General features: G+C 73.9%; 13 protein-coding genes. 7 read left to right on the top strand and 6 right to left on the bottom strand.

All coding sequences use genetic code 11. From position 1 onward, the window contains the following. The first annotated feature begins 152 nt into the window (after positions 1–152). Positions 153–2,663 carry a ligand-binding sensor domain-containing protein gene (locus tag HT134_RS15250; protein WP_175600975.1) on the top strand — a complete coding sequence of 837 codons (2,511 nt, stop codon included), beginning with the start codon at positions 153–155 and terminating at the stop codon, positions 2,661–2,663. Positions 2,664–2,697: 34 nt separating this feature from the next. On the opposite strand, the gene HT134_RS15255 is transcribed toward HT134_RS15250, so the two are convergent. Genes HT134_RS15255 through HT134_RS15270 form a run of 4 tightly spaced genes read right to left on the bottom strand, consistent with a single transcriptional unit; the run spans position 2,698 to position 8,417 of the window. Beyond that, entirely contained in the window at positions 2,698–4,416 is a 1,719-nt protein-coding gene (locus tag HT134_RS15255) for a glycosyltransferase family 2 protein (protein WP_175600976.1), read from the bottom strand. A gap of 31 nt (positions 4,417–4,447) precedes the next feature. Beyond that, positions 4,448–6,418 carry a glycosyltransferase gene (locus HT134_RS15260; protein WP_175600977.1) on the bottom strand — a complete coding sequence of 657 codons (1,971 nt, stop codon included), beginning with the start codon at positions 6,416–6,418 and terminating at the stop codon, positions 4,448–4,450. Next, positions 6,415–7,983: a glycosyltransferase family 2 protein gene (locus HT134_RS15265; protein WP_175600978.1), complete on the bottom strand. Its 1,569-nt coding sequence runs from the start codon at positions 7,981–7,983 to the stop codon at positions 6,415–6,417. Before HT134_RS15265 ends, HT134_RS15260 begins: the two co-directional genes overlap by 4 nt. Next, a complete protein-coding gene (locus HT134_RS15270) occupies positions 7,980–8,417 on the bottom strand; it encodes a hypothetical protein (RefSeq protein WP_175600979.1) in 438 nt (145 codons plus the stop codon). The genes HT134_RS15265 and HT134_RS15270 overlap by 4 nt, the downstream gene beginning before the upstream one ends. Positions 8,418–8,644: 227 nt before the next feature. Here HT134_RS15270 and HT134_RS15275 point away from each other — a divergent pair, with 227 nt between their 5' ends. Beyond that, a complete protein-coding gene (locus tag HT134_RS15275) occupies positions 8,645–9,790 on the top strand; it encodes a glycosyltransferase family 2 protein (protein WP_175600980.1) in 1,146 nt (381 codons plus the stop codon). Further along, positions 9,787–11,427: a glycosyltransferase family 2 protein gene (locus HT134_RS15280; RefSeq protein ID WP_175600981.1), complete on the top strand. Its 1,641-nt coding sequence runs from the start codon at positions 9,787–9,789 to the stop codon at positions 11,425–11,427. The genes HT134_RS15275 and HT134_RS15280 overlap by 4 nt, the downstream gene beginning before the upstream one ends. A 267-nt stretch (positions 11,428–11,694) precedes the next feature. On the opposite strand, the gene HT134_RS15285 is transcribed toward HT134_RS15280, so the two are convergent. Further along, complete coding sequence (locus tag HT134_RS15285; RefSeq protein ID WP_246364394.1) at positions 11,695–13,308, bottom strand: glycosyltransferase family 2 protein; 1,614 nt, start codon at positions 13,306–13,308, stop codon at positions 11,695–11,697. Between the two features lie 167 nt (positions 13,309–13,475). On the opposite strand from HT134_RS15285, the gene thrC reads away from it, so the two are divergent. From thrC to rho, 3 genes are all read left to right on the top strand, one after another. Then, on the top strand, positions 13,476–14,534 hold the full coding sequence (gene thrC, locus HT134_RS15290) for a threonine synthase (RefSeq protein WP_175600982.1): 1,059 nt from the start codon (positions 13,476–13,478) through the stop codon (positions 14,532–14,534). A gap of 91 nt (positions 14,535–14,625) precedes the next feature. Next, on the top strand, positions 14,626–15,543 hold the full coding sequence (thrB, locus tag HT134_RS15295) for a homoserine kinase (protein WP_175600983.1): 918 nt from the start codon (positions 14,626–14,628) through the stop codon (positions 15,541–15,543). Positions 15,544–16,000: 457 nt separating this feature from the next. Next, positions 16,001–18,037, top strand: coding sequence for a transcription termination factor Rho (gene rho / locus HT134_RS15300; protein ID WP_175600984.1), 2,037 nt, complete (start codon positions 16,001–16,003; stop codon positions 18,035–18,037). A gap of 173 nt (positions 18,038–18,210) precedes the next feature. Here the strand turns inward: rho and HT134_RS15305 are convergent, their stop codons facing one another. After that, entirely contained in the window at positions 18,211–19,239 is a 1,029-nt protein-coding gene (locus tag HT134_RS15305; RefSeq protein ID WP_175600985.1) for a hypothetical protein, read from the bottom strand. 230 nt (positions 19,240–19,469) lie between these two features. On the opposite strand from HT134_RS15305, the gene rpmE reads away from it, so the two are divergent. Further along, positions 19,470–19,688: a 50S ribosomal protein L31 gene (gene rpmE, locus HT134_RS15310; RefSeq protein WP_175600986.1), complete on the top strand. Its 219-nt coding sequence runs from the start codon at positions 19,470–19,472 to the stop codon at positions 19,686–19,688. Positions 19,689–19,713: the final 25 nt, after the last annotated feature.

The following is a 19,713-nucleotide window of genomic DNA, read 5'->3' on the forward strand; positions in this document are numbered from 1 at the left end:
GCGTGTCCGCTCTCCGGCCGCTCGTCCGTTCACGGTGAACGGGTGATCACGCCATTGACCAATCCTGATCACGGAGTTACGGTCGGGGCCGTAATTGTGCACCAACGAACACCTCTGGAGGTGGTGCCGTGCAGATCTCCGTGGAGGGACCCTTGGCGAGGCGGGTTCCATGCGGGCGCGTCGGACGCGCCCTGGCCGTCACCGCGGCGGCCGCGCTCCTCGCCGCCCTGCTCGCGACGCCGTCCGCCCCGGCATCCGCCTCGGATCTGCGGATCGTCAACGGCGGCTTCGACGCCGGCCTGACCGGCTGGAGCGGCTCCCACACCCCGGGCGGCGTCGATCCCGTGACCTGGGACGGGCGCACCGCCGCGCGCGTCACCGACGGTGACCCCGGCGCCGCCTACGGCCGCGAGAGCATGCCCGGTCTGCCCGCCACGGCGGGGACCCGGTACACCCTCCACGCCCAGGTCTGGGCCGACAGCGGCACCGCCTACCTGTACCTGCGGTTCCGGGACGCCTCCGGCAAGCTGCTCGCGAGCTCCAGCGGCGCGAACGGGTCCGCGACCGGCCGACAGTGGAAGCACGTCACCGCCGAGGGCGTCGCGCCCGCCGGCACCGCCACCGTCTCGGCGCTCATCTACTCGGGCGTGGCCGACGTGGGCACCGCCTACTGGGACGAGGTGCTGATCACCAAGGACGTCACCGACCTCGGCGTCCAGATCGAGAGCAGCGTCCCCAACGCCACCACGTTCGCGGGCGGCAGCGCGTACGCCCTCTACACCGGCACCGCCGACGCCAACCCGCAGCTCGCCGTGGTCGACGTGGCCACCGAGCGCGTGACCAGGAAGATCACCATTCCGGACTCCGCCGCGACGCCGACCGTCGGCGGCTGGGCCGCGGCCACGGCCACCGACGGCAGGATCTACCTGGGCACCTACCCCAACTCCAAGCTCTACCGGTACGTCCCCGGCGAGGCCGCGGTCACCGACCTCGGGCGGGCCGAGGGCGGGTACTCGTTCATCTGGGACCTGGAACCCGGAGCGGGCGGCAAGGTGTACGGGGGCACGTACAACGACGGCCGTTACTTCAAGTACGACGACGGAGCCTTCACCACCATCGGGACGGTGCCGATCGTGGCGGGCGCCCAGTACGTGCGCAGCCTCGCCCACGACCCGGACGCGAACGCCACCTACCTGGGCACCGGCACGAACGCCGGCCTGGTCAGGTACGACAACGTCACGGGGCGGACCGACAACCTCCTCCCGGCCGCCTACGCGCACAACTCGATGGTGGGCGGGCTCACCTGGACCGGCGGCAGGCTGTTCGCCTGGATCGACCGCACCCTGCTCGTCCTGCGGGTCGCCCGCCAGGCCGACGGCTCGTACACCGCCACCACCGACGCGGCGATCGGCGACGTGGACCTGCACCACTCGCCGGCCCGCGACGGGCGGGTCTGGTTCGTCCGCGACGGCCTGCTCCACTCGTACGACGTGGAGAGCCGGACCGTCCAGGCGACCTCCGTCCGGCCCGCGCTCGACGTCACCGGCTACACCTGGGACGGTGGCACGCTGGTCGGCCTCGGCGCGGCCTCCGACGGCACGCGGATCTTCAAGTACGACCCCGCGAGCGGCGCCTGGAGCAGCCGGGTCGTCGCCGGGACCCCCGTGCTGCCCGCCGCGATCAACGCGCTCGGCGCCGGGCCCGACGGCCGGATCTACACCGGCGGCTACCTGACGGGCGGCACCGGCGTCTACGACCCGCTGCGCGGCGACGGCGACGACGACCGGCCGGACACCGGCACGCTCGCCGGGCTCCACCAGACCGACAGCCTGCTGGCGCACCAGGGGCGGCTCTACATCGGCGTCTACCCGTCCGCCCGGCTCTACAGCCACGATCCCGCGGGCGGCTGGCCGCCCACGCTCCGGTACACCGGCGGCGAGGCGGGCGACAAGGCCGACGACTGCGAGCCGGGCGAGGGGCCGCCGCCCCAGGACCGGCCGTACGCGCTGGCCGGCGGCCCCGACGGCACCGTCTACATGGGCACGGTCCCGAAGTACGGCAAGCGCAGCGGCGCCCTCACCGTCTGGAAGGAGGGCGCGGGCGGGCGGACCCTCTGCGTGGTGCGGGACCAGTCCGTCGTCTCGCTGGCCTACGCGGGGGGCAAGGTGTTCGGCGGCACCTCCACGCGCGGCGCCCTGGGCGTCGATCCGGTGTACGCGCCGGGAGCCTCGGCCACGCTGTTCTCCTACGACCCGGCCACGGGCGCGGTGCGCACGCATCCGCTCCCGCTGACGGCGCCCACGGCCGTCACCGCGCTCGCGGAGGTGGACGGCGAGCTCTGGGGTCTGGCGGGCGGCTCGCTGATCACCCTCGACCCGGCGCGGCCCGACGCGATCACGGCGAAACGGCTGTTCCCGGAGCCCGACTACGCGAACAAGCCGAGCCTGGCCTGGCGTGACGGCGTGCTGCTGACCGTGCCCCAGGACCCGGGCCACGTGTACGGCACGCTCGGCGACCAGCTCTTCAGGATCGACAGGGCGACGAAGGCCATGACCGTGCTGCGGACGGACCCGGGAATGGAAGGGCTGACCGCCGACCGCTTCGGCGATCTCTACTACAAGATCAACGAGCGGCTGCACCGGCTGGCCGCACCCGCTGCCTGAGGACTCCGGCCCACACCGATAATGGGCCCGCGGATCAGGTGTCCGCGGGAGAGGTGAGGCCGCGGACGCGGCGCACGGCCCGGCGCAGGACCGTGCGCTCCCGCGAGCGGGACAGCGCCACGGCCTTGCGCCGCCACTCCTCGGCCTTCTGCCGCCAGCGCGCCGCGTCCCTGGCCGCCTTGCCGGCCAGCCGGCGCTGCTCGGCCAGCTCGGTCCGGAGCGCGGCCGCGCGCTTGCGCAGCAGGAGGATCTCCTTGTCGCGCTGGGCGAGCTGGACGACGTGCTCGGGCGCCGGGCGCCTGCGGGGCGGGTAGAGCGCCGGGCGGCGCGCGAAGCCCCACGCGCGGCCGTCCAGCCACTCCAGGCCGAACACCTCGTCCAGGACGTCGTCCAGGTGCTCACCGGGCCCGGCGACCAGGGCGGCGCGCGACAGGGCCGCGGTCCGCTCCAGTCGGGCGACCACCACGCCGTCCTCGGTCTCGTCCAGCGCCAGGCACAGGACGCCGCCGTCGGTCTCCTCCAGCCGCCCCACCAGCCGCTCCACGGCGTCCGGCGACGGCACCCAGCCGGGCGGCACGAGCAGCCGGAACGGCGGCACGACCGGCGGCGAGCCCTGTGCCGGCTCCTGAGCGGGCCCGGCATCGGCGGGGGGAGGGGCGAGGCGGACCCGGGGGTCGTGGGCGAACTGCGCCCGGATCAGCCGCAGGTCCAGGTCGGGGTCGCGGAGCGGGGAGCGGCGCCCCTCGCCGAGGGACGTCCACGGTCCCTCGACGGTGACCCGGATGTCGGGCAGGCTCGCCCCGAGCAGCCCGTCCACGCTCGCCCGCACGTCCTCGTAGGCCCCGGCCGGCACGTACGCGTCCACGTACGGCACCCGCCACTGCCGGCCCGGGTCGGTGCGCAGGTAGCGCCGGTACGGCACCCGGTCGGCGACGTACGGGTCGTTGTAGCGCTTGAGCGCGGCGAAGTCGCGCATGGCCGTGGGCAGCCCGACGTGCCAGGCCCGCGCCCGCGGGTCCGGGACGAAGACCGCGCCCGCCTGCGTGAGCCGGTAGCCGAGCTCGGTGTCCTCCGCCAGCACGAGCGAGGTGTCCAGCCCGCCGATGGAGCGCAGCAGCCCGGCGGGGTAGGAGGCCGTCGCCCCGACGTGGATGCGCGTGGCCAGCGAGCTGGGCGCGGTGCGCAGCCCGTCGTGGTCCTGGATGATCTGCTCGGCCCAGTCGTGGCGCTCCGGCGCCAGCGGGAACAGGCTCCGCTCCTCGCCGGCCAGCAGGGCCGCGCGGACCTCCTCGGGCCGCGGCAGCCGCTCGGGGTCGGTGAAGTCGATCCAGCCCAGCACCACCAGGTACGGGGCGAGGTGGTGCCAGCGGAGCTGGGCCTCCACGTGGGTGCTGTGGGGCACCATGTCGGCGTCCAGCACCAGCACGACCTCGCCGGAGGCGGCGTCGAGGCCGGCCTGGAGCGCCCAGGCCCGTCCCCAGCCTCCCGGCGGGCTGGAGATGAGCTTGGTGCCGTCGGGCACGGTCTCGGGCAGGCGCAGCGGCTCCGGGCTGCCGTCGTCCACGACGACGACGTCCATCAGCTCGGCCGGGTACGTCTGCGCCGACAGCGCCGCGAGGGTGAGGTCGAGGGTGCCCTGGCAGTCGTGGGCGGGGATGACGACGGTGACGGTCAGGGCCGGCGTCCAGCCGCCGAGGGGCGGCGGGGTGAGCACGCCGAAGTCCTGCCGCCGGATGCGCGGGATGAGGGTCACGATGTGCTGCTCCGGTCGGGCTCCATGAGGGTCATGATGCGGCGCTCCGGTCGAGCTCCATGAGGGCGCTGGGGCGGAAGCCACGCCACTGCCTCTTGTTGCGCTGCAGGAACGTGCCGATCGGCTCCTGCCACGTGTGGTTGGCCGCGGGCCCGCGGCGCAGGACGTAGCCGAGGCCGTGGGTGCGGTAGATCTGCCCGCCCGCGGCCTGCAGCGCCTCCTGGAACTGCGTGTCCACCGACCGGCGCAGCGGCCGGAACCCGCCCACGGCCTGGAACGCCGACCGCTCCACCAGGATCGTGCCGCCCGCGACGAAGCTGGTGATCTGCTCGGTCACCTGGCTGCGGTGCACGGTCACGTCGATCGAGGCCAGATAGACGAACTCCGGCACGGTCCCCACCACCTGCGCCCCCGAGTAGGAGTGGGCGAGCAGCAGGTCCGACAGGAAGTCCGGGCCGTACCAGTCGTCGTCGTCCATCTTGAGCAGGAACGAGCCGGACGCGCGGGCGGCGGCGTGGTTGAGCACCTCGCCGAAGATCTCCCGCCCGTCGGCCTCGTACACGGTCAGCGGCCCGTCGTGGGCGGCGATCGCCGCGGCCACGTCGGGATGGCCGCGCGGCACGCCGTGCAGGGCCAGCACCACTTCGAGCGGCGCGCCGCGCTGCCGGGCGGCCTGCCGGAGCGCGAAGCCCACCATGTCGGCGCGGCGGGTCGCGAGCAGCACGGACGTGAGCGGCGGCGTCGGCGCCGGCGCGCCGAGCTGCTCCCAGCGGGCCGCGACGCCGTGCGTGCGCAGGGCCCGGCGGCGCAGCCGGACGCTGTACTCCTCGCGCCGCAGGTCGTCGGAGAGGTCGGGACGGCTCGTCAGCAGGGCGACGAGGTCGTCGCCGAGGCCGCCCGCCCAGCGCGGCACCGACTCGGCGACCAGCGGGACGCCGGCCGCGGCGAGCCCCGCCAGCACCCGCACGGCGGCGAGCGGCCCGCTGTGGGCGCGCCGCCAGTCCACCTCGACGCCGCGGACCTGCCGGAGCCTGGCCACGTCGGCGTCCGTGACGCCGCCCGACTCGGCGAACGTCGTCACCGCCTTGCCGTCGAGCACCACCGCCCAGCGGCCGTCGCGCTCCTCCAGCGAGGCCACGCCGCGTGCGGGGGTGGTGACGAAGCCCTGCGGGTTGACCAGGCGTTCGTCGACGGGCGGGATCATCGACGGCTCGGCGAGCACGTCGGGGTCGGCGAGGGGCAGCGCGGCGCCGCCCGGACGGCCGAGCCGTTCCCAGGTGGCGGCCCCCGCCATGGGCCGCTCGACGGGCCGCTCGTCGCCGGCCCAGCCGCGCGAGCCGTCCCCGGGCGGCGCGGCGGGCGCGGTCTCGGAGGTGCGCAGGACGACGTCGCCGCCGGGGGCGCCGACCCGCTCCGGCACGGGGCCGGCGATCTCGGCGGGGGTGGCGTTGGGGTCGCCGGGCCGCCAGTCGGCGGCGCCGACGCCCGCGATGGCCGCGGCGGGCGCGCCGATCACGTCGAGCCGGTGCCCGGCGAACGCGCGGGAGGTCGCGGCCACGGTACGGCCGGCGGGCGTGGGCGCCGAGAAGTGCGCGTCCACCACCCACACCCTGTCCTTGGGCCGGTGGACCCGCAGGTCCGACAGCGAGCGCCAGCGGTGCGCGGGCGTCGGCGTGGGCACCGGCGCCGGATGCGCGGGCGGGGTGTCCAGGACGGCGACGACCACGCGGCGCGTCTCCGGCAGCAGCTTGTGCAGGGTGGCGGCGCGCCGCAGGTCGGCGGGCGTGCGGGCGAGCACCAGCACCTCCACGGCCTGCTCGGCGGCGGACAGGGGCTCCAGCAGGTCCCGGTCGAGGTCCACGGGCTCGGTCACGCCGGTCGAGCCGTCCCCGGAGGGGCTCCCGGACCGAGCCCCGGACGGGGAGCGGGGCAGGTCGGCGGCGGTGATCCCCGCGAGGAAGACCCGGGCCCCCGGCATCTCCGCCAGCAACTCCGCGATCATCCCGCGCTCCTCAGGTGCCTGATGAGCGAGGTCAGCCGCCCCTGCTCACCGGACTCGGCGCCGGCCTCGGCCGACAGGCGCTCCACCTCGGCCGACAGCCGTTCGACCTCGGCCTTCAGGCTCTTGACCGCCGCCAGCCGTTCGGCGGCGACGGCCCGCCACCTGGCGGCGTCACCGGCCGGCGACTCCGCCTCGGCGACGGGGACGAACCCGTACTCGGCCCCGCTCACCCACAGCGACCCGAACATCTCGTCCACCAGGTCGTCGTCCGCGCCGTTGAGGCGGGCCGCCCGGGCGAAGGCCGCCGTGCGTTCCAGCCGTGCCGCGACCACGCCCCGCGGCGACTCCGCCAGGGCCACGCAGACCAGGCCGAGCAGGTCGGCGTCCGCCAGCCGGACGAGCCGGGACAGCGTGTCGGCGCCGGGCGCCCAGCCGGCCGGCAGCCGCAGCAGGAACGGCGTGGGAGCCGCGGAGAGCGGCTCGTCCTCGGCGAAGCGGACGCGCGGCTCGTACCGGTAGAGGTGGGTGAGGAGGCGGGCGTCCAGCAGGGGCTCGTCCAGGCAGTCGCGCCGCCCGTCCGTGAGCTCCCCCCACGGGCCGGTGATCGTGACGGCGGTGTCGGCGGGCGTGCCCGCCAGGACCGCGTCCACCGCGCCGCGCGTCTCCTCGTACGTGGTCGCCGGCACGACGACCCGCACGTACGGCACGCGCCAGTGGCGGTGCGGGTGCGCCCGCAGCCAGCGCAGCTCGGGCACCAGGTCGCCCAGGTAGGACCAGTTGTGCCGGTGCACGTCCTTCTCGCGCCGCATGACCGTGGACGGGCCGACGTGCTCCGCGCGGGCCTCCGGGTCGGGGATGAACACCGCGCCCGCCTGGGCGAGCCGGTAGCCGAGCTCGGTGTCCTCGGCCATGTTCAGCCCGGCGTCCACGCCGCCCGCGGCGCGCAGCAGGTCGGCGCGCACGGAGCTGGAGGCGCCCGTGTGCAGCAGGTACGCCCCGGCGCCGGCGTCCTTCAGCATGCGCGTCGACTCCAGGGTCTCGCGCGTGTACTCCGACTGGACGCCCTCCTCGCCCGGCGCGTCCACGAACCGGGTGTCGCCGATCACCACGGCGTGGTCGATGAGGTGGTGCCAGCGCATGTGCGCCTCGAGGTGCGCGGGCGCGAGGACCATGTCCGCGTCGAGCCAGTGGACCACGTCGCCGGTGGCGGCGAGCCGGCCGGTCTCCCGCGCCGCGCCCCGGCCCCAGCCGTCGGTGACCCGCACCACGCGGGCGCCCGGCACGTCGAGGGGCGGTTCGCTGCCGTCGTCGGCGACGACCACCTCGACCAGCTCGGCGGGGTACGTCTGCGCGGCCAGGGACGCCACGGTGCGCTCCAGGTCCTCCTGGCGGCCGTGGGCCGGGATCACCACCGAGACGGTCAGCTCCGGCCGCCACGTCCCGAGGGCCGGGGGCTCCAGGATGCCGTAGTCGTTGTGCCTGACGCGGGGGACACGTGCCGCCCGGCTCGTACCGGCGGTGTGGCTCGCATCGGCCGTCTTGTTCGTACCGGCGGGCTTGTTCATACCGGTCCCTTGGCCAGCGCGCGGACCTCCTCGCGCAGCTCCTCGACCTCGCGGGCGCGCACCATGGCGTTCACGCGGTCCTCGCCGAGCGAGGCCAGGATCGCGGACAGGTCCTCCTCGCGCCGTGCGGACGCCTGCTCCACCGCGGCGCTCAGCCGGTCGAGCCGCGTCTCGACGCGCCTGAGGGCGGTGAGGGTCTTGGCCAGCTCGCTCTCGTGCCTCTTGACCCGCAGGTCGATGCGTTGTGCCTTGCCGTCGAGGCGGCGCACGAGGACCACGAGAAGGGCGAGGGCGGACAGCGCGATCAGGAACGCCCCCGTCGCCGCCGCGGCGCCCACGGTCACGAGCCCGCCGAGGACGAGCAGCACGAGGGCGGCGACGGCCAGGACTCCGAGGACCGCGGCGGCCGCTGCCAGACGGCGAGGCGAGAGCATCCGCGCAAACCTTTCGTCGACATGGACATATCAGGCGTCAGGATTTATTGACACCTTAATCAACATTCAGCACTACGTTGCCATAAGTTCCTGGAGACAATCTGAGAAAGATCCTTTCCAAGCTGGGAGATCACTCGGCCGCCCATGAGCCACCGGCCTTGGTGTCAGTCAAACGGGCGTAAGGTAGGCGCCGATCTGAGTCCCCCCGGCCGAGGAGCACCGCACGCATGTCCGTCACCCCCTGCGGATTCACGCGCACGCCGGATCAGGGGCTCGCCCGGCTCCGCTGGAGCGGCGCCGGGTGGGCGACCGACGGGCCGCGCCCCGAGACCTCAGAGGCGCCGCCGGCCTCGACACGCACGCAGCCGCCCGACATCGCCGCCCTGCGCCCGCTGCGCGGCCTGGAGATCGACTGGCCCGACGGCCCGGTCCCGCTCGACGACGTCCTGAGGCTGGCCGCCGCCGGGGTCCCGCTCACCGCCGCCGGCGCCCCCGCCTGGGTGCCCGCCGACCTCGCGGCCCTGCTCACCGACCGCTCCTGGCTCGCCCACGAGCCCGACGGCACGGTCCGCTGCCTGGCCGACCTGCGGCGCGAGGAGCACAGCGTGCGGCTGCGCCGCCTGGCCCACCGCCCCGCCGGGACACCGTCGGTCAGCGTGGTCATGGCCACCAAGCGGCCCGAGCTGGTGCCCGGCGCGCTCGCCCAGATCGCCCGCCAGCGCGGGGCCGAGGTCGAGGTGGTCCTGGGACTGCACGGGGTGCCGTACGAGAGCGTGCGCCGGGCGGTCGAGGACCTCCCGCTGCCCGTCGCCTGGAAGGAGATGCCCGCCGAGGTGCCGTTCGGCACGGTGCTCAACGAGGCGGCGGCGCTGGCGGGCGGCCGCTACCTGGCCAAGTGGGACGACGACGACTGGTACGGCCCCGACCACCTCGCCGACCTCGTCATGGCCCTGACCTACTCCGGCGCCGACGTGACCGGCACCTCCGGCGAGTTCTTCTACCTGGAGCCGCTGCGGGCCACGATCCGGCGCAGCGCGTTCGCCAGCGGCGCCGCGTACCGCAGCGAGGTGTGGTCCGACCACGTGGCCGGCGGCACGATCCTGGTCTCCCGCGAGGACTTCCGGCGCATCGGCGGGTTCCCCGCGCAGCCTCGGGCCGTCGACCGCGACTTCCTGAAGGCCGCCACCGAGGCCGGCGCCCGCGTCTACCGCACCCACGGCCTCGGCTACGTGCTCCGGCGCGGGCTCAGCGGGGCGCACACCTGGCAGCTCCCGCTCGCCCACTTCCTCAAGGTGGCCACCAGCCAGTGGCGCGGTTTCCGGCCGAGCCTGCTCATGGAGCACGAGACGGACGCGCGGGTGGAGGCGGCATGAGCCAGGACGGAACCGGCGTGCGGGTCCGTGGCAACGACTACCGCGTCCTGCGGCCGGCCGAGGACTTCACGCCCAGCCTGCGCGTCAGCGTGATCGTCCCCGCGTACGACAACCAGGACAAGCTGGACCTGGCGCTGGCCGCGCTCGCCCGGCAGACCTACCCGGCCGAGCTCACGGAGGTCGTGGTCGTCGACAACGGCAGCGCGCCCCCGCTGCGCCTGCCGGCCGTCCGGCCGCCCGGCACCCGCCTGATCACCTGCGACGCCCCCGGCCGGGCCGCGGCCCGCAACGCCGGGCTGGCCGAGGCGGGCGGCGACGTCGTGCACTGGCTCGACTCCGACGTGCTGCTGATGCCGGACGCCGTCGAGGCCCACATGCGCTGGCACCACGCCGCGCCCTACCTCGTGGTGACCGGCTACATCCGCTTCACCGGCGCGGCCGTGCCCGCCGAGCTGCCCGACGACCTGGAGGAGGCGTTCGAGCCGGCCGAACCGCACGGCTGGATCGTCGACCTCGTCGAGCGCACCGACGGCCTGACGGACAACCCGCAGCGGCCCTTCAGCCTGCACGTCGGCGGCGCCACCTCGGTCGCGGCCCGGCTGATCGAGGCGGCCGGGCCGATGGACGACGACCTCGTCCTCGGCCAGGACACCGAGATGGGCTACCGGCTGGCCCAGGCCGGTGCGGTGTTCGTGCCCGAGCCGCGGGCCCGCGCCTACCACCTCGGGCCGACCATGCGCATGCGCGACAAGGCGAGCATCGACCGGGTCAGCCACGCGTTCGTGGCCGACCGGATCCCCTCCTACCGGTGGTTGCGCTCGCATCCGGGCCGCCAGTGGAAGGTGCCGTACGTCACCGCCGTGGTCGACGGCACGGCCGGGTACGAGAGCGTGCGCGCCACGGTGGACGCGCTGCTCGCCGGCACGGTGGCCGACCTGTCGGTCGTCGTCACCGGGCCGTGGGAGTCGCTGGAGCGCGAGCGCCGCGCCCCGCTCACCGATCCGGAGCTCGACCTGGTGCTCGTCCACGGCCACTACCGGCACGAGGGCCGGGTACGGCTGGCCGAGGCGGCCGAGGCGGACCCGGCCGTGCCGTACGTGCTGCGCCTGCCGCCGGGCTGGTCGCCGGGGGAGGACAGCCTCGCCCGGCTGCTCGACCTGTGCCGCGACGAGGGCCTGGGCCTGGTCAGCGTGCTGCTGGAGGAGTCGCCCCACGGGGTGGTGGCGGCCCGGCTCGAACGCACCGCCGCCTTCGCCCGCGCCCGCGTCGTCGCACGGCCCGGCGAGGACCTCGACGACGTGGTGGACGAGGTGGCGGGCGTGACGTGGGTCGAGGGGGAGACGTACGCCTTCACCACCGAGCCCACGGCCTTCACCGGCCGCCGCAGCGCCCTGCGGGCCCGTGCCGAGGCGCAGGCGGAGATCGCGCGGCTGACCAAGGAGGTCGAACGGCTGCGCGGCCAGGTGGGCAAGTGGCGCGACGAGGCCGGCCGGTGGCGCAAGAACACGGTCGAGCTGCGCCGCGAGCTCAGCGGCCTGCGCCGTCAGCTCGCCGCCGCCAACCGCGCCCAGCAGGGCATGCGCGCGCTGCTGTCCATCACGGTCAAACGCGCCCTGGGCAAACGCCCGCGCACCTGATCCCTGCGCCTTGGGCGTACGGCGCTCCAGCGTTCCTCCGCGCGCCCGATTCTTCGGGCGTGCGTCCTCAACCGCTTCGGTCCTGCCCGCTCGGGCCTGCCGCCGAGCCTCCTGCCCGGGCGCGGCACGCTCGGAAAGGACGCCCGGGGGAGCGGCGCGACGCGCGGGCGAAAGGGCGTCAGGCTGCGCGGACGGCCGACCCGAAGCACTCACGCGCGCCCCTGGGCAGACCGCCCTCTCACCTCACCCGCGTCCCCCGAGAGGACGTCAGCCCGAGCGGAGGGCGGACTTGAGGCGGCCGAGCAGAGACCGCTCACCCTCCGCCGAGGCCGGCGCGTGAACCGCGGCCGGCGCGGCCTTGGCCGACGCCGCCGGCTTGGCGACCCGGGCCTCCTCCGCGCCCCCAGATCCCGCGCCCCCGGACTCCGAGGCCCCGGCCCCTGAGGCGCCGGACCCCGAGGCCGACGTGGCGGAGCCCGAGGCCGGCGCGCCGGGAGCGGCGGAGGACGGGGGAGCGGCCGGCGGCCAGTAGCGGTCCGGCGCCACGTGCCGCACGCCGTGGGTGGTCGCGATGACCTCGTCCAGGTCGCCGCCCGGCTCGGTCAGCAGCAGCGCCCGGCCGAGCGCGGAGGTGCGTTCGAGCCGCGCCGAGCGCCCGTCGGGCAGGTCCACGACGAGCACGCCCGTGAGGTCCTTCTGCACGTCCTCGACCATGCGCTCCAGCGTCGCGCGGTGCAGCGGCACGTCCACCGGCCCCCGGTAGCGGAACGGCGCCGGGGCGGGCGTGGGCGCGGCCTCGTCGATCAGCCTGATCCGGTCGTCGTGGGAGAACAGGTCACGCATCAGCCGCAGCTCGAAGCACGGGTCGCCGAGCACCGACCGCCGTCCCTCGCGCAGCAGCGACCACGGCCCGACCAGCGTCACCACCACGTCGTGGAGCTTGCCGTCCAGCGCGGCGGACACGGCCTGCCGGACGACGGCCTCGGAGGTGTCCGTCACGTCCAGCACGATCTCGACGTACGGCACCAGCCACCGCCGCCCGCGGTCCTTGCGCAGGTCGCGGCGGAGTGGGACGCGGTGCGCGAGGTACGGCCCGACGGCCCGGACGGCACGCTCGCGGTCGCGGTGCTGGGCGGGCAGCCCCAGGTGGACGGCCCGCGCCTCCATGTCGGGGACGAACACCACGCCGTGCATGGCCAGCCGGTAGGCGAACTCGGTGTCCTCGCCGCGCAGCACGGTGGGGTCGAGTCCGCCCACGGCGTGGAAGACCTCGCGCGGCATGGCGACCGTCGGCCCGGTGCACACGTGGTACGGGTTGCGGCTCTTGCGCAGCCCGTCGGTCTTGGCGATCGTCGCCTCCGTGGAGCTGGCCACCGCCTTGTCCAGGTCGAACAGCTCTCCCAGGTCACGCGCCCGGAAGACCTCGTCCGGGGTGAGCGGCGGCACCTCGACGAACCGCTTCATCCCGATCGTGACCAGGTAGTCGGTGAGGTGGTGCCAGCGGGCCATCGCCTCGATGTGCTCGCGGCACGGCACCATGTCGGCGTCGAGCCGCTGGATGATCTCGCCGTCGGCGGCGTTGGCCCCGGTGTTGACCGCGTTGGCGATGCCCCAGCCGGTCTCCACGGGGACCAGGCGGGTGTTGTCCGGGCGGATCTCCGGCAGGCGGATCGGCGGCTCGCTGCCGTCGTCCACGACCAGCACCTCCATGAGGTGGCCCGGGTACGTCTGCGCGGCGAGCGCCGCGAGCGTCAGGTCCAGGTGCGGCCCGCCGTGCGCGGGAATCACCACGCTCACGGACAGGGCAGGTGTCCAGGCGCCGAGCTCCGGCTGCTGCAAAGGAGAAAAGTCGTTCTGCGTCATGGCAGGACGCGCGTTCATGTTGGTGACCCCCTGGCCGAGACTTTATCGGGAGATGCTGAGAATTTCCTGTAATGCGGGACACCCGTCGCCACCGCCTCGGGACCGGTCCGGCCTGTGGACGGCGGTCGGCGGCGCACCCCGGCACCCCGTACACTCGGGCGCAACACCGCAGGCAGGGAGTCATCATGAGCAGGTCGTGGCGTGGCCTCATCGAGGAGTACCGAGAGCGTCTTCCGGTCACCACGAAGACGCCGGTCGTCACGCTTCTGGAGGGCGGCACGCCCCTGGTGCCCGCGCACCGCGTCTCGGCCCTCACCGGCTGTGACGTCTACCTCAAGGTCGAGGGCGCCAACCCGACCGGCAGCTTCAAGGACCGTGGCATGACCATGGCCATCAGCAAGGCCGTCGAGGAGGGCGCCAAGGCGGTCATCTGCGCCTCCACCGGCAACACCTCGGCCTCGGCCGCCGCCTACGCCGTGCGCGCCGGGCTCACCTGCGCCGTGCTCGTGCCCCGCGGCAAGATCGCCATGGGCAAGCTGGCCCAGGCCCTCGTCCACGGCGCCACCCTGCTCCAGGTCGAGGGGTCGTTCGACGACTGCCTGGAGATGACCCGCAAGCTGTCCTCCAGCTACCCCATCGCGCTGGTCAACTCGGTCAACCCGTTCCGGCTCCAGGGCCAGAAGACGGCCGCGTTCGAGATCGTCGACACGCTCGGCGACGCGCCCGACATCCACTGCATCCCGGTGGGCAACGCCGGCAACATCTCCGCGTACTGGATGGGCTACAAGGAGTACCTCGCCGACGGCGTGGCGTCGAAGGCGCCGCGGATGTTCGGCTTCCAGGCGAGCGGCGCCGCGCCGATCGTGACCGGCGCGCCCGTCGCCCACCCGCACACGATCGCCACCGCCATCCGCATCGGCAACCCCGCCTCGTGGGACCTGGCCACCGCCGCCCGCGACGAGTCCGGCGGCGCCATCGAGTCGGTCACCGACCGGCAGATCGCCGCCGCGTACAAGCTGCTGGCCCAGGAGGAGGGCGTGTTCGTCGAACTGGCCTCGGCGGCCAGCGTCGCCGGTCTGCTCCAGGCGCACGCCGCGGGCCTCGTCGAGCCGGGGCAGCGGATCGTCTGCACGGTCACGGGCAACGGCCTGAAGGACCCCGACTGGGCCATCTCCGGCGCCCCGGCGCCGGTCACGGTGCCCATCGACGTCCACGCGGCGGCCGCGGCCCTCGGCCTGGCCTGACCCGCGTCACAACACGGAACCCGCGTCACAACACGGACGAGCCGGAACCCCGGCCCGCGATCGCGGCGTGTGGAGAGGAAGACCTGAACGGATGGGTAGCGTGCTGATCCGCGTGCCGGCCACGTCGGCCAACCTGGGCCCCGGCTTCGACGCGCTCGGCCTCGCCGTCGGCCTGCACGACGAGGTGGAGGCGGAGCTGACCGCCGGGCCCGGCGTCGAGGTGACGGTGCGCGGCGAGGGCGCGGGCGAGGTGGACCTCGGCGAGGGCCATCTGATCGTCAGCACCATGCGGCGCGCGTTCGACCGCATGGGGGTCGCGCAGCCGGCCGGCATCCGGGTGAACTGCCTCAACCGCATCCCGCACGCCCGCGGCCTCGGCTCGTCGTCGGCGGCGATCTGCGCCGGCATCCTCGCCGCCCGCGCGCTCGCCTCGCCCGACGCGGCCGCCGCGTTCGGCGACGACGAGGTGTTCGCGCTGGCCACCGAGATGGAGGGGCACCCCGACAACGTGGCCCCGTGCCTCGCGGGCGGCCTCACCGTGGCCTGGATGGAGCAGTCCGGCGCACCGCGTATGGTGAAGCTGGCCCTCGACCCGCGGGTGCGTCCCGTCGTGCTCGTCCCGGCGACACGGCTGGCCACGGAGAAGGCGCGGGGGCTGCTTCCGAAGGACGTGCCCCACAAGGACGCCTCCTTCAACGCCGGCAGAGCCGCGTTGCTGATCGCCGCGCTGACTCAGCGCCCCGATCGGGAGCTGCTCATGGCGGCGACGGAAGACCGGCTCCACCAGCACTATCGCGCGCCTGCCATGCCTCGGAGCGCGGACCTGGTAGAACGGCTGCGTGCGGCGGGCGTGCCCGCCGTCGTCTCCGGCGCGGGTCCCACGGTCCTTGCGTTTTCGACACCGGATTCGCAGGATTTGATCGCGCCCGAAGTGGGTAATGACTGGCACATCCAGCAAATGGACGTCGACCAGGTCGGTGCGAACGTTCAGTTTCCCGAGACACGCTGATGCCTCTTTAGACCTCCAGGGAATAGCCGTGTGCGCTGGTGATGTTAGGCTGATAGCCGCACCAGATGCCCCTCTGTTGGGTGCGTGCTTGTCAGCCACACATCGCTGCATCATGCTTCACGTCGCGAGGCGTGGGCAGCGCGGCTGTCTCCCCGGAACCCGTCGCCTCCGGTTGGCCCACACCCGGTTGGCCCGACGCGAGGCGGCGACGACGGGGATCTGCGCGTTCGAATCACCTCGACATCTGGCTGGCGACAGCAATCTGGGGGGTGTCTTCCACGCGCCACCGGCCTGTGGCTGCCTGGACGAGCCTCTCCCGATGAGTGGCGACCGTCCCCAGCGGCGGCCGAAGATCGCAACGTGCACCCCGACCCGGTCTGTTGCTCCGGATCGCAAGCACCTCCGGGACGCCCGGCAGAACGAAACCGGCGCCCGACCCCTGGGAAGGACCTTTTAGTTGAGCGACACCACCGAACTCCTCTCCGACGCATCAGGCTCGCCTGCGCAGCCGGCGTCCGGCGACACCCCCTCCCGTGCCGCGAAGCCTCGCGCGCGTCGCTCCGGCACCGGCCTGTCCGCGAAGGTGCTGCCCGAGCTGCAGAAGATGGCCGCCGAGCTGGGCATCAGCGGCACCGGACGCATGCGGAAGAGCCAGCTCATCGCGGCCATCCAGGAGAAGCAGGGCGGCTCCGCGGAGGGCGCGAGCGCGCCCGCTCCCGTGGCCGAGGCACCCGCCGTGACGGAAGCGGCTCCCGCGGCTGAGCGCCCCACCCGGGCCCGCAGGGAACGTTCCCGCGTCAAGCCCGCCGACGACCCCGCGCCGCAGGCCGCCGAGCCCGCCGCCGCCCCGGCCGAGCCGGTGGCCGCCGCCGCTCCGGCCGTCGTGGCCGAGCCGGCCGTCGAGCAGCCCGCGCAGTCCGGTGACACGGCGCAGGGCGACCCGCGCGGCGACCGCGGCGAGAGCCGCCGCGAGCGGCGCAGCCGCGGCGAGCGCCGCGAGCGTGGCGAGCGCACCGGCAACGACCGCTCCGCCGGTGACCGCGGCGACCGCGGTGAGGGCGGCCGTGACGGCAGCCGCGACGGCGGCCGTGACGGCGGTCGCGACAACGTCCGTGACGGCCGTGACGGTCGCGACGGCCGTGACCAGCGCGCCGCCGACGCCGGTGGCCGCGACCAGCGCGGCGACCGTGGCGACCGCGCCGACCAGCGTGACCGTGGCGACCAGCGTGACCGTGACCAGCGCGGTGGCGACGACGACGAGCGCGGCGGGCGCGGTCGTCGCGGCCGGTTCAGGGAGCGCAACCGCGGCCGTGGCCGCGACCGCTTCGAGGGCGGCGAGCCCACGATCGGCGAGGACGACGTCCTGATCCCGATCGCCGGCATCCTCGACATCCTCGACAACTACGCGTTCGTGCGCACCAGCGGCTACCTGCCCGGCAGCAACGACGTCTACGTCTCGATCGCGCAGATCCGCCGCAACGGCCTGCGCAAGGGCGACGTCATCACCGGCGCCGTCCGGCAGCCGCGCGAGGGCGAGCGCCGCGAGAAGTTCAACGCCCTGGTCCGCCTCGACACCGTCAACGGCATGGACCCGGAGCAGGCCCGCAACCGGCCCGACTTCAACAAGCTGACGCCGCTCTACCCGCAGGAGCGCCTGCGGCTGGAGACCGAGCCGAACATCCTCACCACGAGGATCATCGACCTCGTCTCCCCGATCGGCAAGGGCCAGCGCGGCCTCATCGTCTCGCCGCCCAAGGCCGGCAAGACGATGGTGCTGCAGTCGATCGCCAACGCGATCACCCGCAACAACCCCGAGTGCCACCTCATGGTCGTGCTCGTGGACGAGCGGCCCGAAGAGGTCACCGACATGCAGCGGTCGGTCAAGGGCGAGGTCATCCACTCGACCTTCGACCGTCCCGCCGAGGACCACACCACGGTCGCCGAGCTCGCCATCGAGCGGGCCAAGCGTCTGGTGGAGCTGGGCCACGACGTGGTCGTCCTGCTCGACTCGATCACCCGTCTGGGCCGCGCCTACAACCTCGCGGCGCCGGCCTCGGGCCGCATCCTGTCCGGTGGTGTCGACTCCACGGCGCTCTACCCGCCCAAGCGCTTCTTCGGCGCCGCCCGCAACATCGAGAACGGCGGCTCGCTGACGATCCTCGCCACGGCCCTGGTCGAGACCGGGTCCAAGATGGACGAGGTCATCTTCGAGGAGTTCAAGGGCACGGGCAACATGGAGCTCAAGCTCAACCGTTCCCTGGCCGACAAGCGCATCTTCCCCGCGGTGGACGTCGACGCGTCCGGCACCCGTAAGGAAGAGATCCTCATGGCCAAGGAGGAGCTCCAGATCGTCTGGAAGCTCCGCCGCGTCCTGCACGCGCTGGACATGCAGCAGGCTCTGGAGCTTCTCCTGGAGAAGATGAAGGAGACCAAGTCCAACGCGGAGTTCCTCCTGCAGGTCCAGAAGACCACGGTGAGCAACGACCGCGACTGACGCACGCGACGAAAAGGGGCGACCGGGACCTCCCGGCCGCCCCTTTCGCGTCCCAGGGCGGTCCCGTGCCGCGAGGGACCGTGTCCCGTCACGCGCGCGTCCCGCCTGCCGGTCACGACGGACGCCCGCCGACGGTCCACGGGCACCGCCCGTGTCCCGCCGGCGGGACGCCCTCAGGGCCGGACGTCCACGAACTCCTGCGGCGACAGGGCGCTGCGGGCCGTGGCCGTGCCCGGCACCTTGACGCGGAAGTAGCCGTCCTTGCGGGCCGGGTACGTCTTGACGTACCTGCCCGAGGCGTTGCTCTTGGCGTAGCCCAGCAGCTTGTACGTCTTGGCGCCCTTGGCCTTGAAGTACACCTCCAGCCGCTTGCCCGGGTACGCCTTGGAGCCCCGGTAGACCTTGCCCTGGACCTTGATCGGACGGCCCTTGGCCGCCGTGGCCGGGGCGCTGATCGTCACCCTGGTCCGCGCCTTCTTGGACGCGCCCCCGGCGGGGGCCTTCACGGTGAACGAGGCGACGCCCTTGACGGCCTGGCCGCCGCGGGTGGCCGTCACCTCCAGCGTCCAGGAGCCGGGCGCGGTGTCGTCGGCGAAGTACGTCTCACCGCGGTAGGAGCCGTCCGAGTAGAGCGCGAGGTCGCCCAGGTCGAACGCCTCGTTGCTCTCGTCGCTGATCAGCTTGGCCGACACGGACGTGGCGTCGGTGACCCCCGCCCGCACCGAGACCTTGACGTCCTTGCCCTTGACGAGCTGCACCGGGTCCGGCCGCACCGACGCGTCGCGGATGCCCTGCCGGGCCGAGACGCCGATCGTGAAGGCGTTGTCCCGGACGGCGCCGTTGCGGGTGACCTTGACGGTCATCCGCCAGTCGCCGGCGGGGTCGTCCTTGCCGATGCCGAACCGGCCGGTCACGGCGGTCTCCGCCGCCGTGGACGGCCGGAAGTCGAAGCCCACCGGCCGCTCGGAGCCGCCGGGCGGCGTGATGGTGCCGTTGACGGCGCTGACGGTCCCCGGGTCCTTCAGCTGCAGCGTCACGGTCACCTCGACGTCCTTGTCGAGCGGGATGAACGCGTCGGACGAGGCCGCCCCGGAGAAGTCCGGGCCGGCCGTGGCCGCGTTCGCGGCCGAGAGGTGCACACCTCCGAGGAGAAGCGCAGCCCCCGTAGCGGCCGCCATGAGCAGCCGCATCCCCTTGATCATCTGATCGCAATCCTTATGAGACGTAAGTGATGGTTTGTGCGGGGGGAGCCTAGTGCGCCGGTCATGACCCCGTCATAAGGATTCGCCATACGGACGGGGGGAATGCCGTGTGGCCTGGGCTGGTTGAAGGATCTGGCACACTGGTAGCTGACCCGTAGCGGTTCCGGCTCCCGCCGACGCGCTCGACGCGTCATCAGGCGACCCGGCGGCCGCACCCCGAAAGGACAGCAATGAAGCGCGACATCCACCCTGACTACAACGTGACCCAGGTGACCTGCACCTGCGGCAACACCTTCACCACGCGCAGCACCGCGAAGAACGGCGTCATCCACGCCGACGTGTGCTCCGCCTGCCACCCGTTCTACACGGGCAAGCAGAAGATCCTCGACACCGGCGGCCGGGTGGCCCGCTTCGAGAAGCGCTTCGGCAAGAAGGCCTCGGGCAAGTAGCTTCACCGACGCCGGCCCGGACGCA

The sequence above is a fragment of the Nonomuraea rhodomycinica genome, from assembly GCF_013363995.1.
Lineage (GTDB): Bacteria > Actinomycetota > Actinomycetes > Streptosporangiales > Streptosporangiaceae > Nonomuraea > Nonomuraea rhodomycinica.